Here is a 13,882-nt window from a genome sequence, read left to right on the forward strand (position 1 = left end):
CTTGGGTCGAGATATCTTGGGGTAATTCACAGCCGTTCGAACACGACAAAATCACGACAGCAGTCCTAGACCCTCGCGCCTACGCGGCCTAAATACCAGCCAAACTGCAAAAGTCCACCCCAATACAGGGGACGAATAGTCCGATGACGGGAACAATGACGACCACGAACCTCACCCTTGCAAGCAGCCACAGTGAGACGCCTCCCGTTCTCCTCAGCGGCGGCGAAGCGATCGCACGCATGATCCAGGCATACGGGGATTCACCGATCTTCGGTATGTGTGGCTTTCAACTGCTGCCGTTCTACGAGGCCTGCCGTCAACTCGGCCTGCCGCACTTCCTGATCAACGACGAACGCAGCGGGGTATTTGCCGCTGACGCCTACGCCAAGGCCTCAGGACGTATCGGGTTCGTCGACGCCACTCTTGGTCCCGGCACCACCAACCTGGTCACCGGGCTCGTCGAAGCACTCAACGCCGGCACGCCGCTCGTGGCGGTAGTCGGCGATGCCCATCGTGACCACGCCGGCAAGAACATGACCCAGGAGACTGATCAGCTGCAGATTCTGCGGTCGGCGGTCAAGGCCGTGATCCGCATCGAACAAATCGCACGGATTCCCGAACTTATGCGCCGCGCGATCGCGCTGGCTTCTTCGGGCCGGCCCGGACCGGTCGTCGTCGACATCCCAGAGGACGTCGCCCACGACGAACACCTCTTCGCGTTGAACGAATTCGTCCTGCAAAAGTTCTCGCAGCGAATGCCCGCACACCGCAGCCGCCCCGACGCGGAGAGACTCGCCGAGGCCGCAAAGATTCTGCGGTCGGCCACCCGTCCACTCATCCTCGCCGGTGGCGGCGTCCACCTCTCGCAGGCGGCATCGACTCTCGCCGATTTCGCTTCGCGGTATTCGATCCCCGTCGCGCACACCCTGGGCGGAAAGGGATCGATCGCGTGCACCGATGCGCTAAGCGCGGGATTGTTCGGACGGTATGACAGAATCGCGAACCAGCTCATCGAGGAAGCCGATGTCTTGCTCGTCGTCGGCTGCAAGCTCGGTGAGATAGCGACCAAGCGTTACACGCTCCTTCGGCCGGGAGCGGTGATCATCCATATCGAGAGCGTGGCCGACGAGATCGGCAGGACCGCCCTGCCTACCGTCTCGTTGTGGAGCGACGCACTGCTTGCGATCCAGGATCTGGATGCGGCGCTCGTGGACGATCAGGAGGCGATCCGCGAACGCGTCGGTGCATGGGCGGCAGGGGTTCCTGCGCGCATGGCGGTGTGGCGCACAGACGTCTCAGCCAAACTGCATTCCCGTGAGAGCCCGGTGAGTGTCGCACGGTTGATGACGGAGATCAACGATGTGCTTCCCGCCGACGGATTTCTCGTCGCCGATGGCGGTTTCGCCGCGCACTGGGGCGGCCTGCTTTACGACACGAAGCAGCCGGGTCGCTCGTTCGTGCCGGACCGAGGGTTCGCATCCATCGGCTACGGCGTGCCGGGCGCGATCGGTGTCGCACTCGCCGCTGAGGGGCGTGCCGTTGTGAGCCTGACGGGAGACGGAGGCTTTGCCATGTCGATGGGCGATCTCGAGACTGCTCGCCGTCTCAAGTTGCCTTTCGTCGTCGTGATCGTGAATAACGCCGCGTCCGGCTACATCAAGTCCCTCCAGCATCTGATGTATGGGACCGATTCGTATCACGCATCCGATCTCAGCGAGATCGACTACGCAGCGGTTGCCCGGAGCATCGGCTGCACCGGTATCCGCGTAGAGGATCCCGAAGAGTTGAACGGTGCGCTCCGTCGTGCACTGGTCGTCGTGGGTCCGGTCGTCGTGGACGTCATCGTCACACGCGATCCGGCCAAGATGCTCCCCGGCGTCGACAATAGAGCTGTGAAAGTGAAGAAGGGCGACCGAATTGCGTGACCTGACAAGATTCGGCGGCAAGGTTGCCATCGTTACCGGAGCGGGTAGTGCCGACGCCGGAGATTCGATTGGCTATGCGATCGCCCGGTTGCTCGTCCAGCGCGGAGCTAAGGTGGCTCTCGTCGACCTGTCCATCGATAGGGCGATCCATTCGCTCGGCCGCCTAACGACGCTCGGGGCGTCTGCGGAGGATCTACTCGCGGTATCCGCCGACGTGTCCTCGATCGCGGACGCGCGGGCAGCTGTGGCATCGTGCGTGGAACGATTCGGTCGTGTCGATGTGCTCGTCAATAACGTCGGAGTTACCGAACCGACCGGTACCGCCGTGGATCTGGACGAGGCGGCGTGGGATCGTGGGATGGCTATCAACGTTCGCGCCGCAGTCGCGATGAGCGGTGCAAGCATTCCGCACATGGTCGCGCAAGGAAGCGGGTCAATCGTGCACATGGGTTCCATCCAGGGTCTGCGTGGTGGGCATCCTGCGCTCATGTACCCGGTCTCGAAGGGGGCGCTGCTCGCGATGACCCAGTCGATGGCGGTTCATCACGGCCGACAAGGGATCCGCGTTAACTACGTCGCGCCCGGGTACGTCTATACCCCGAGAGTGGCATCTCGTGGTATGTCGGAGGATGAGCGGCGCGAACGCGCCGAGAGTACCCTACTGGGAACCGAGGGCACCGCCTGGGACGTTGCGGAGGCCGTCGCCTTCCTGGCGAGCGACCAATCACGTTGGATCACGGGGGTCGCTCTTCCGGTAGATGCCGGCACGCTTGCGGGCGACCCCCTGGCCGTGGTCCCATTGCCTGGAGGGGACCGATGAACGCTGTCGGCGGCCAAACACCCCGTTCTTCATGACCCTTGACAGTGCAGGGCTGAGACGACCTGCACGTTCCCCGTTGATCCGCGAACAATGAGTTCCGTCTGCAGTCGGATATCGACGAAAGGCGAATCGTCTCCATCGATCCTCTTCGTGAGGAGATCCAATCCTTGAGCTGCCATCTCCTCTACAGGTTGACGAATCGTGGTGAGATCGAATACTTCCCAGCCAGACATCGCAAGGCCGTCCACTCCGATGACCCAGACGTCCTCCGAGACGGACAGGCCGAGCGAGTGAAGCGCACTGACCGCTCCGAAGCCCAGCACGTCGTTGCTGCAGAAAAGTGCCCGTGGATACGGCTTGACAGCGAACATAGCCCGCACGGCAGAATAGCCTGCGTCGAATGTCAGTTCTCCGCGGCTCGTCCATCGGCGAGGTACTTCGATTTCGCCCAAATGCCACAGGCGATCGATGAATGCTTCGTGGCGCTCAACCACGGCCAGAAGTCGATTAGGCCCGAGCACCAAGCCGATCTCGGCTATTCCGGACTGGCGTAGGTAGTCGGCTGCCGTCCGCCCGATTTGAATGTTGTCGGATACAACCTGATCGCAAAGGATCGTCGACAGGCCGCGGTTAATGAGGACTGTCGGTATCTTCCTCTCGATGAGCTGAAGGATCGCGCTGCTCTCCGTCGTGGCAGAGGTGACAATCACGCCGTCGACGATCCCGGAACGCGCGCCAGCGATCGCGATGGGGGCATTCGGGTCGTGCTCGTTCCATAAAACGATGTCGAGATTGCGCACACTTGCGGCTGCATGGATCGCCTCGAGCAGCTGCGGAAAATACGGGTTCGTGATGTCGGAAGCAACGACGCCGATGGTCTGAGTTCGCTTCGTGCGCATCGCCCGTGCCTGAGCATTCGGGGTGTAGCTTTCCAGCGCTCCCAGCACTTTCTCGCGCGTCGAGGATTTCACGCCAAGGCCGCCGTTGAGCACCCGCGACACTGTCGACTGCGAAACGCCCGCGATACGAGCGACATCACGGCTGGTGACCACCTGAACCTCCCAGCTCCACTTCCCAACAGGATAGCTTGCCAACGCGGCATCACTCGTCATCGGTGCATAATTCGGATACGTATTCATGCAGCACCTTCCCGGAGGGTGAGGCAAGGAGATTTGCAAAGCGTGCAGTGGCATTTGCACACAACAAATGCATAGTTGCGAAATGAATACGTACCCAGTATGTTTTTCACTAGTCGCATGAGCGACATCATCAAGGGAGATGTGTTGTGAAAGCCATCGAGTTCACGACCGACCAAGTCGCTCACGTCGTGGAGATTCCCGTACCAGTTCCGGGTGCTGATGAAGTGCTTGTCCGAATCACCTCTGCCGGCGTCTGCGGATCGGACATCACCGCACTCCGCGGCGTCCATCCGTTCCGCGTCCCTCCCCTGATCTCAGGACACGAGGGAGGTGGGACCGTCGTAAGCCTTGGAGCAGAGGTTCCTGAATCTTGGCTGGGCCGAAGCGTGGCGATCGAACCGCAAAAGGCCTGTGGAACGTGCGAGCCCTGCATGACAGGCGTCTACCACCTGTGCCGCGATCGACTCATGCTGGGGATGGTTGGTTGGTCGGGGACACTGGCGGAGTACGTCGTGGCACCTACCCGCTGCCTCTTCCCTGTCAGCCCTGCGGTGCCGGATGACCTGCTCGCCCTCGTCGAGCCTCTCGCCGTTGCCCACCATGCCGTGATGCAAGCCGCCGAGGTAGCGAAGAGGAAGATTGCAGTCCTTGGCGGCGGAACAATCGGGGGACTGATCGTGCATTTCCTACATGAGTTCAACGCCGAAACAGTCGTCGTGAGCGACATCCGGCCGCATAACCGCTCAGTCGGAATTCAGTTCGGCGCGACCGGCGCCGTCGATCCTTTCCAGAAGGGCTGGAAAGAAGAAGCGTTCGCCCTTGCCGGCGGTCGCTTCGATGTCGTATTCGTTGCCGCCGCCGTGCCCGGAATCGTGGATGAAGCAGTCTCGCTTTTGCGACCGCAGGGCCAGGTGGTCCAGGTCGGACTTTTCTCCGCCGCGATCACCTTCGACATTACCGCTCTGCAACAGGATGAGATATCCATCGTCGGGTCGAACGTGTACACAGGCGGCGACTTCGCCGCCGGCGTGGCAACGCTGGAGAAACACCCGGCCCTGATTCGTCAGTTGGTCAATGCGATCTCGACCCTCGAGGAGGCGAGCGACTACCTGACCGGCAAAATGTTCGGCTCAGTCGATGACGTCGTCAAGATGCTCGTGATTCCCGCCCAGCCTCCCTCTGAAGATAGACAGCTCGAGGATTCACACGTTTCAGCCTGATGGGCATTCCAACTACATCCACGAATACCAAAGGAGATCTTCAGCACATGCCCACTACCGTTCAGCAAGACAACGAACGAGCACACGAAGGCTCACCCGACAAGACCCCTGTCGCGATCGGAAGCGCCGTCGGGCCTGGAGGGGACCGATGAACGCCGAACCACGGAGGATCGCGTACTCACAGCTGCCGGAAACACCCGGCGGAGCACGTTCAGGGTGGGGATTGTTCGGTGATCGCGGGTCACTCGGACTGTTCAACGAGCTGGGTGCCGAACAGACTCTCGCGGCTGCCCAGCTCGTGCGTCGCGGCGCGGTCTTCCCACTCGACGTGCGCTCGGATTACATCACTCCGCCGATCTTCTCGCGTGGCGCACTCCGGCGCACGACTTTCGAGGTGCGAAAGGATGAAGCGCTCGACGACGTCTTCGACAACTTCTACCCCCAGGCGGGGAGTCAATGGGACGCCATCGGCCATGTCGCCTTCCGGCCAGGCGAGTTCTACGACGGTGCGACGACGGACGACATGCTGCACGGACGACGGAACACCATCGACTTCGTCGCTCAACGGGGGATCGCGACACGCGGCGTACTCGTCGATGTCGGCGCCGCCATCGTCGAACGCGGAGGAGCGGGGGGATCGGTTCCAGTCACGGCATCCGACATCGACTCGGCCCTCGCAGCGGCCGGCCTGACACTCCGGCGAGGAGACGTCCTTCTGCTGCACACCGGATTCTTGCACTGGTATGGGCAGCAGGACGCTGCCGAACGTCGGCGCATGTCCCGGCGCGAACTGTTGACGGCGCCGGGGATCGAGCACACCGCGGAGATGGCCGAGTATCTGTGGGACAGTCAGATTGTTGCCATCGCAACCGACACGGCTGGCGCTGAGGTCTGGCCACCCGACGAGCGAGCCGAAGCATGGCCCTTCGGCTTCATGCACCAGATCCTGCTCGGGCAGTTCGGCATGGGGTTAGGCGAGCTGTGGTGGCTTCATGATCTGGCTATGGACTGCCGTGATGACGGAGTATTCGAAGTCCTGCTGACGAGCGCGCCGATGAACGTTCCCGGGGCGATCGGGTCGCCCGCCAACGCGCTGGCCGTCAAATGAGCGCTCTCTTGAGAAGCGCGACCAGTTCCGTCTGGCGCTCGGCGGCCGATCACCCGACTGCCCCTGGCGACGAGCGCAGCCAACTCATCCGAGATTCGCGCAGCGGCGGCCTGTAGAACCCGAGTCGTATTACGCGGCAATCCGGGCGATCGGATTATTCGTCGCTGCCGCCTCAACGGCAGAGACGTGGACTAGGGCGCGCCGAACCGAAGTCGACAGCTACATCACCTCGGCCTCCGCCACGGTCCGATGACCTTGGGAAAGCTCTCAGGGCAGACGGTGGAAATCATTGAAAAAAGGAGCTCGCGTTGATAAACCGAGTTGTTCTCAGCCCTTCTTCACTCACCTCTCCGAAGCAGGTGTTCGATTCGCGTGGATCTGAAGTTGTGGCAACGTATGACATCTCCAGCTATCTCCCGTTGGAGCGCGCCGCAGCAGTCCTGGCGGGTGAGCAATCTTCCGGCACATTCACCAAAGTCGCGTTGGAGAGCGATGAGCTGATCCGGGACCATGGCGCCGAGGTCCGGTCCGTCGAGGTTCTCAAGCAAACGCTCGCTCCGCTACCTGGATCCTGGATGCCAGCGGGTGGGAAGCTGACCACCGGACGGATCAGTGTCGCGTTTCCGCTTCACAATTTCGGGCCTTCCATCGGGGCGCTCCTGACCACACTGTCGGGCAATCTGTACGAATTGAAGGAGCTGGCATCCGTAAAACTCATCGATGTTGATCTGCCTCCGGCATTCGGGGAGAAGTATCACGGTGCCCGATTTGGACTCAGCGGGACACGGCGCCTGCTCCGCGCGGAAGGCGCGATGATCGGGACAATCGTCAAGCCGTCGATTGGGCTCCCGCTGGACGTATTGGGTCCACTTGTCCGCGACTTGGCACTCGCCGATATCGACTTCATTAAAGACGACGAGCTCAACGCCAACCCACCATACGCGCCGTTCGCGGACCGGGTGGCCACGGTCATGCGTGAGATTCACGACGTTGCCGATCGCACAGGCAAGAAGACGATGTACGCATTCAACGTCACCGGCGATATCGACGAGATGCTGCGAAACGCGGATCTTGTCGCCGAGCACGGTGGAGACTGCGTCATGCTTGCAATTCCCGAGGTTGGTTTCCCTGCTCTCAGCCACCTCCGCGCGAACAGTGATCTCGTCATCCACGGCCACCGCGCCGGGTTTGGCGCCCTCGATCGCAGCCCGCGGCTCGGTGTAGGTTTCATGGTATTCCAACAGCTCGCCCAACTCGCCGGCGCCGACCATCTGCACGTCAGTGGCATCAACGGAAAGTTTTGGGAAAGCAACGAGACGATCGCTGCGAATACCGCGATGATCCGGTCATTCAGTGGTGTTGGGGAGGCGATGGTTCCCGTTTTGTCCTCTGGACAAACGCCCGCGACAGCCGCCGACACCTTCCGCTTCCTCCGGACAGACGATCTCCTTGTTCTCGCCGGGGGTGGGGTTCATGCCCATCCCGGCGGTGTGGTCGACGGCGTGCAAAGCCTACGAGAAGCCTGGTCTGCAGTCGTGGCCGGTCAGAATCCGGAGGCGGTGGCTGCACCTGGGTCTGCGCTGGACGTCGCCCTCAAAACCTTCAGCGGTGTTAAGTGACCACCGGCCGTCTACTCACGTTCTATGGTGATGATTTCACCGGCTCGGTAGACGTCCTGCTCCAGTACCAGTGGTTCGGGCTGACGGGGGTCATCTTCCTCGGGCTGCCCTCTCAGCCGGAATTGGAAGAGGCGGCGCGTAAATTCGATGTCGTCGGCATCGCGGGGACGACGCGTTCTATGTTGCCGGATCGGATCCGGGCCACGCTCCGACCGGCATTCGAACGTCTCGCTTTGCTTAAACCTGCTTTAGTGCAGTACAAGGTTTGTTCAACAGCCGACTCGTCCCCGACCATCGGATCATTTGCACCCGCGTTCGAGCTCGGCCGCGAGCTGTTCGGTCTTCACCCGGTGCCATTCCTTGTGGCCCAGCCCGACCTCAAGCGCTACACCGTGTACAGCAATCATTTCGCTGGAGACCGGGGCACGATCTATCGACTGGATCGCCAGCCCGTCATGGCGAATCATCCGATCACCCCGATGCGCGAAAGCGATCTGACAAGCCACCTTGAAGCACAGCTCGAGGAACGAATCGGCGCCGTCACACTTCAGGATCTGCACGCCGACGGCGGACGTGCGGCATACGCTTTTGCTGACATCAACGAAAACCCCGCCGTGGTCATCGACGCGCTCACCGAACCCGATCTCCGCGAGGCGGGTACGTTGATCATGCGGACGGCCCTCGAGACAGGCACAGCTTTCGCCGTCGGGTCGGGAGGGCTGAGCGTCGCCGTCGCCTCCGGCCTGGTTGATGTGCGCCCTCATGTCGAACCCTCGCTGCTGCCAGCGGATGGGCCCTGTCTTGCCGTCTCAGGTTCTTGCTCTGCTCTGACGGATGACCAGATCGCCGCTGCCCTCTCGGCTGGTTGGGAAGGAATCTTGCTTGATCCTCAGCTAGTTGCATCCGACCCTGACAGCGCCGTCTCCGCGTCGGCATCCGTCGCCGCAGCAGCGATCGCCGCCGGAAGAAGCGCCGTGGTCTACACCTGCGGCCCCAATCAACTATCGGTGGCGCATGCGCCGTCGGTCGAGGTCGTGTCACGGGCCTTAGCGCAGATTATTCTCGAAGTCCGAAGCTCCGCCCACGTCACCCGAGTCATCATCTGCGGAGGAGACACCTCGGGGCACGTCGTCACCGCGCTAGAAGCATCTTCTCTCTCGAGCACTGCGCGGGTCGGAACATACACCCTACTTCTCGAACTTCACTCCGAGGACCCCCGTGTAGACGGTCTCGAAGTCGTTCTGAAAGGTGGGCAGATAGGAGAGCGTAACTTCTTTGAGCTCGTTCGCGTGGGTAACATTGCCGGAATTCTAAGGTCGTGACAGCGGATGTGCCAGCACTCCCGGTCAACAACTTCTTGTTTCTGCTCGCCTCGATCAGAAGCGACATCAAATTTTTCCTACCCTGTTAACTCGATGAACGGTGCGCGTTGACTCATAAGAAACCTCCGCGTAGCACCATTCATTGCCTCATTTGAAAACCGCTGCTTGACATCGATTATGTCCGCGCCACAAGTTTCTACCAAAGGCAGATGGGGACCTCTGAGTAGGCATCTTTTCTCTCCCCAAAGTACGAAGGAGTACATATGACCAGCGTCAGCACCCCGCCGACTCACCGGAAATTGCGCCAAGTCGCGCTCGCGGTGGGCATCGGAAACTTCCTCGAGTGGTACGACTTCGCGGTCTACGGTGTGCTCGCCGTAACCATCGGATCGCTCTTTTTCGCGGGTGACGACCCCGTCGTGAGCACCCTCTCGGCTCTCGGCGTCTTCGCCGTCGGCTTTCTCTTCCGTCCGCTGGGGGCGGTCATCCTCGGGATCGTCGGTGACAATCTCGGACGCCGCGCAGCGCTCGTCATCTCCATCATCGGGATGGGAGTGGCGACCGTGCTAATCGGGTTCCTCCCGACCTACTCCGAGGTCGGCGTGCTTGCACCAGTGCTACTCATCGTCATTCGCGCGCTCCAGGGCCTGTCCGCGGGTGGGGAGTGGACAGGATCCGCTACCTACCTGATCGAAGGGGCCCCGGTCGGATCGCGCGCCCGGTACGGGAGCGTCATCTCCGCTACAGGCTCGCTCGCCACCGCATTTGGAAGCTTCTTTGTACTCACGCTCAACACGATCTACACGACCGAGCAGATGCTTGCCTTCGGATGGCGCATCCCGTTCTGGGTCGCCGGGATTCTTGTCGTGGTCGGACTCTTCATCCGCCTCAGGATGGACGAGTCGCCCGTCTTCGCCGAAATTCAGAAGCAGAAGCGGATCGTCAAGAACCCACTGATATCAGGACTTCGCCGCAATTGGAAGGCGGCCGTCCTGACGCTCGCTTTCGGAACCATGCACGGCGTCGGCTATTACTACATCTCGACCTACACAGTGAACTACCTTCAGGTGACGGTCGGGCTGCCACCCCGTTCCGCCCTTCTGATCACGGGATGCGGCCTGCTCTTCCACTCCGGATTCTGCTTCTTCGCCGGTTGGGTCGTCGACAAGGTGGGCCGACGTCGGCCCAATGTGCTGGCCGCTCTCGGCTTCGTGATCGTGCCGATTCCTGCCTTCGCGCTCATGGGGACGGGTAACATGCTTCTCGTGATAATCGGCTTCCTGCTGTTGATTGTCATCCATGCCTTCGCGAGCGTCACCTGCGTGGTGCTGCTGGTCGAGCTCTTCCCTGCAGAGACCCGCTCCTCCTCGAGCGCCGTAGCGTTCAACTTTGCCGTGGCCTTCATTGCGGGTCCGGCGCCGTATATCGCCGGATGGCTCGCAGCAACGCTCCAGAGCCCGATCGCGCCCGCGTTCTACCTCGTGGGGCTCGCTGTTATCGCCGTGATAGTGCTGGGCAAGATGCTGCCGGAGAGTAAGGGGTGGAACCTGTTCTTAGACAGGCCCACGTGGGACACCCACAAGCCGGTCGTCGAGGAACCTACAGCCATAGCTACCTCGCGCTGAACTCAGCATGTTCGTCTGCGGCACTGGAGTAGTGATCTGCTCCAGTGCCGCAGAGGAGTGCATGGCTCTAAAGAACAGGGGCGCCCCACGTCGTTGGCAGTGGGGGAGTATTCGAGGTAAACGGCGACGTTTTTTGAAAAAGGGTTATCTATTAAACCGGTCTTTTGTTCTAAATGCCAGCAAAGGGTATAAATTTTAGATGCGTGATGGAACTTGAGGAGACCCCCAGTTTGGTGTCGCAGTACTCACCTGCTCTAAACCTCTCCACCCCTGAACATCCGTCCATCCGCGACTGGCCGCGGAACGGGCTATCCACGACTCATCAGTACCAGAGCTAAATCTTGGGCTGGGGACCTATTGGGGCGGCCTGAAAGTCGTGTTGTTGCTCAGTGCCGAGGTCAACGTCGCGCCCGCGAATTCGCCGGACGCGTTCGGTGACATCGACGTTGCTCACTACAGTGCTGGCTCCAGCTAGGCGCTGGCGTAGCTCGGCGGTTCGACGTCTCGCTTCGACTGCCGAGTGGTCCTCAACCACGCGAAGCCGCTCGAGGGATTCGGTCGCCGCAGCATAGGCATCGTCGTCGGGACGGATAGCGCCGAAAGGTGAGTCCGCATCCGTGATCTGGTTCAGGTCGCGGAAGGCGAGCACGTTGCCGAGGTCACGCCGCCACGCCTGCCGCAGGGATGCATCATCCGGTTGGGGGCGAAGGGCCGCACTCCACGGTTCCGGCGCGGCGACCGCAGCATCGACGAGCGCCGCCGTTCGGTCCTGGACGAGACCGGCTTGGGCCAGCAGCCAGTCGCGAACCTCACGGTTGTCGCCATCAGCTCCAGCTGGCGGCGGAGTCACCCAGGTCGGCAGCGCGCTGTCGCCCATTGCAACCGCCGGTGCTCCGAGGCGGTGATGGTAGATCTTCGCGAACGATTCAACGGTCGAGTCGAGCTCGGTGTCCTCGGCCCGAACGGCCGCGGCAAGCTGCGTGCGCACGTCGGCACCCCGTGCCTCGTGCGCAACCAGCCGACTCGCGAGATGCGTCCACGCTTCGTCGCTGACAACCCGGTCGGCGATGCCCGCGTCGAGCACATCGCGGACGGCCGCTTCCATCCGCCCGATCTGGTCCGGGTCGTAGACCCGTGCGAGAGCATCCTCATAGGCCGGCAACAACGTCGAGAGACTCGCCGCGGCATCCTGCTCGCGTTGGATCTCCTCGGTCGCCGACCGCTCGGCGCCCTCGCGTGCGAGCACTGCGGTGAGCGCATCGATGATCGAGGTGCGCAGGTGATCGGGAGCGTGCGCATCCACTTCGAGGGTCTCTTCAACGACCGCATACATCCGGTTGGATTCACGGCCGCGCGTCGCCGCGACGTACAGCTGCTCACGTGATGTGGACTGCGGGTCCACAAGAATGTGGGACGTGTCCACGGTCATTCCCTGCACTCGATTGATCGTCGCCGCGTACCCGAGCTCCACGTGCGTGGCCACGTACTCGGCCGGCAGGGTCAACACTCCCCCGTGCCGAAGGCTCTTCACCTTCTAGTCACCGCCTTCGTCACCCAGGATCGTCCAGAGATCCCCGTTCGCGACAAAGTCCTTACCCTGGTTGGAGCGCAACTTCCGATCGTTCTGCCGCGTCACGATCACATCATTCACGCCTGCCTTGTTCCCGTCGTGCAACAACGCCCCGCTCTTCCCGACAGCACCCTGGCCGATCAGGTCCAGGCGCGCACGCGCGTTCAGCGCGGCAACCTCCTCGTTGGTTCCCGCCACCATGATCGAGTGGCGGTGATCAGCACGATCGGCCGCCCACGCCACGTAGATCTCTTCCAGCATGCTCTGACGGATGCCGCCCCGCGTGCGATCTGCCGTGACATAGAAGTCCAGGGAACCGCTGGCTCCATCACGCAGCAGCAGGGACGCCGCCGCTTCCTCAACGTCCACGAAGCGGTGCACCTGGTCGAGATAGCTGGCCCCCACGCGCTGCTCGATCAAGCGCAGGGCTCCCCCGGACTCGACCGCGGCCAGCTGCGCCGGATCCCCCAGGAGGCGAATCGTGGCCCCGTGCAGCTGGGCAAGCTCCAACACGTCCGACAGCAACGGGGTCGAGGCCATACCGGCCTCATCGATCAGAAGCACCGTGCTGCTGTCGATGCGGTACTGGTCAGATTCCTGCTGCTCCGGCGACCCATTGCGATGCACGTCGACCAGCTTGTGCGCCGTCTCCGCTTCCACCTTGATCTCCTCAGCCAGCACCGTCGACGCAGCCGCCGTCGGTGCCAACGCCAAAACTCGGCCACCTCCCGCTTCCACGGCACGCGCAAACGCGCGCATCGCGGTGGTCTTCCCTGTTCCGGCCGGCCCGATCCCGACCTCGAGGAGACGGCCACCGGATGCGAAACGGCGGGCCAGCTCCACCTGCGAAGCATCCAACGGGTACGAGCTCGCGGCGTTCAGCGTCTCCACCGTAGTGGCGAAGATGGCCGGCCCGACGGCGAAGCCAGCGACGGTGCGGGCCGCGTCGATCAGGCTGTCCTCAATCGCGAGGATCCGCTCCGAGGTAAACCGTTCCGTCCCGTGCACGCGGTAGACGGACTCGCCGTCTTTGCGCTGCAAAGCCTCGGGGACCGGGTTGAGTGTCGGCGCGGTGACGGCAATCACGCGCGCCATAACGGCCTGCGCGACAGCCTCGGCGATCTGCTGTGCGTCGACGCCAGGGCTCACGTTCGCAAAGGTCCGGGCGATGCGTTGCGCCTCCGCTGCAACATGCGACCGACGCCAGGTAGCCCGGCTATCTTCGACCGTATGCAGCACCCGATCGGCGAGCTCGTCGACACTCAGCGCGGCAAGGATCTGGTCCTGCGCCGACAGCTGCTGTCGTTGCCGGACCGTAGTTCCGATCGTGTCCACGGCGACCTCGCCGATGATCCTGACCGCGGCCAGCCGCCACTCGGCGCGCTGCCGGGTCTGTCGGCGGACATGAGAAGCTGGGCGTATTCCAGCCAACGTCGCAACACCTAACGTTTAGGAATAGCGATGAAAGACAATTCAAGAACCCGGAAAAAAGGTACCGGCGCGCTGCCGATGGCCGAGACACGTGTTGAATATG

10 protein-coding genes are annotated in these 13,882 nt (G+C 62.1%); 7 read left to right on the plus strand and 3 right to left on the minus strand.

Going from position 1 to position 13,882, the window contains the following annotated elements:
- Positions 1-143: 143 nt before the first annotated feature.
- The gene (locus CXY71_RS13125) at positions 144-1,925 is read left to right on the plus strand and encodes a thiamine pyrophosphate-binding protein (protein ID WP_199184303.1); all 1,782 of its coding nucleotides are present in this window, start codon (positions 144-146) and stop codon (positions 1,923-1,925) included.
- On the plus strand, positions 1,918-2,745 hold the full coding sequence (locus CXY71_RS13130) for an SDR family NAD(P)-dependent oxidoreductase (protein ID WP_104136075.1): 828 nt from the start codon (positions 1,918-1,920) through the stop codon (positions 2,743-2,745). The genes CXY71_RS13125 and CXY71_RS13130 overlap by 8 nt, the downstream gene beginning before the upstream one ends.
- A 29-nt stretch (positions 2,746-2,774) precedes the next feature.
- Here CXY71_RS13130 and CXY71_RS13135 read toward each other — a convergent pair whose 3' ends face one another.
- On the minus strand, positions 2,775-3,857 hold the full coding sequence (locus CXY71_RS13135) for a LacI family DNA-binding transcriptional regulator (protein WP_158253091.1): 1,083 nt from the start codon (positions 3,855-3,857) through the stop codon (positions 2,775-2,777).
- Positions 3,858-4,108: 251 nt separating this feature from the next.
- Between CXY71_RS13135 and CXY71_RS13140 the strand changes: the two genes are divergently transcribed.
- The 5 genes from CXY71_RS13140 (at position 4,109) to CXY71_RS13160 (ending at position 10,778) form a co-directional block, all read left to right on the plus strand.
- A complete protein-coding gene (locus tag CXY71_RS13140) occupies positions 4,109-5,104 on the plus strand; it encodes a zinc-binding dehydrogenase (RefSeq protein WP_255412638.1) in 996 nt (331 codons plus the stop codon).
- A 148-nt stretch (positions 5,105-5,252) separates the two neighbouring features.
- Positions 5,253-6,212: a cyclase family protein gene (locus CXY71_RS13145; protein ID WP_104136084.1), complete on the plus strand. Its 960-nt coding sequence runs from the start codon at positions 5,253-5,255 to the stop codon at positions 6,210-6,212.
- A gap of 359 nt (positions 6,213-6,571) precedes the next feature.
- A complete protein-coding gene (locus tag CXY71_RS13150; RefSeq protein WP_255412639.1) occupies positions 6,572-7,831 on the plus strand; it encodes a RuBisCO large subunit C-terminal-like domain-containing protein in 1,260 nt (419 codons plus the stop codon).
- The gene (locus CXY71_RS13155; protein ID WP_104136090.1) at positions 7,828-9,153 is read left to right on the plus strand and encodes a four-carbon acid sugar kinase family protein; all 1,326 of its coding nucleotides are present in this window, start codon (positions 7,828-7,830) and stop codon (positions 9,151-9,153) included. Before CXY71_RS13150 ends, CXY71_RS13155 begins: the two co-directional genes overlap by 4 nt.
- 263 nt (positions 9,154-9,416) lie before the next feature.
- Complete coding sequence (locus tag CXY71_RS13160; RefSeq protein WP_104136093.1) at positions 9,417-10,778, plus strand: MFS transporter; 1,362 nt, start codon at positions 9,417-9,419, stop codon at positions 10,776-10,778.
- Between the two features lie 334 nt (positions 10,779-11,112).
- On the opposite strand, the gene CXY71_RS13165 is transcribed toward CXY71_RS13160, so the two are convergent.
- The gene (locus CXY71_RS13165) at positions 11,113-12,309 is read right to left on the minus strand and encodes a helicase C-terminal domain-containing protein (RefSeq protein ID WP_146072823.1); all 1,197 of its coding nucleotides are present in this window, start codon (positions 12,307-12,309) and stop codon (positions 11,113-11,115) included.
- 3 nt (positions 12,310-12,312) lie between these two features.
- On the minus strand, positions 12,313-13,779 hold the full coding sequence (locus CXY71_RS13170; RefSeq protein ID WP_146072824.1) for an ATP-dependent RecD-like DNA helicase: 1,467 nt from the start codon (positions 13,777-13,779) through the stop codon (positions 12,313-12,315).
- Positions 13,780-13,882: the final 103 nt, after the last annotated feature.

It is taken from the genome of Cryobacterium sp. Y62, assembly GCF_002929785.1.
Taxonomy (GTDB): Bacteria; Actinomycetota; Actinomycetes; order Actinomycetales; family Microbacteriaceae; genus Cryobacterium.

Excerpts from the sequence above, each read along its gene's own strand:
- CXY71_RS13125 (WP_199184303.1), top strand. The coding sequence starts at position 144 with ATGACGGGAACAATGACGACCACGAACCTCACCCTTGCAAGCAGCCAC.
- CXY71_RS13135 (WP_158253091.1), bottom strand. The coding sequence starts at position 3,857 with ATGACGAGTGATGCCGCGTTGGCAAGCTATCCTGTTGGGAAGTGGAGC.
- CXY71_RS13145 (WP_104136084.1), top strand. The coding sequence starts at position 5,253 with ATGAACGCCGAACCACGGAGGATCGCGTACTCACAGCTGCCGGAAACA.
- CXY71_RS13160 (WP_104136093.1), top strand. The coding sequence starts at position 9,417 with ATGACCAGCGTCAGCACCCCGCCGACTCACCGGAAATTGCGCCAAGTC.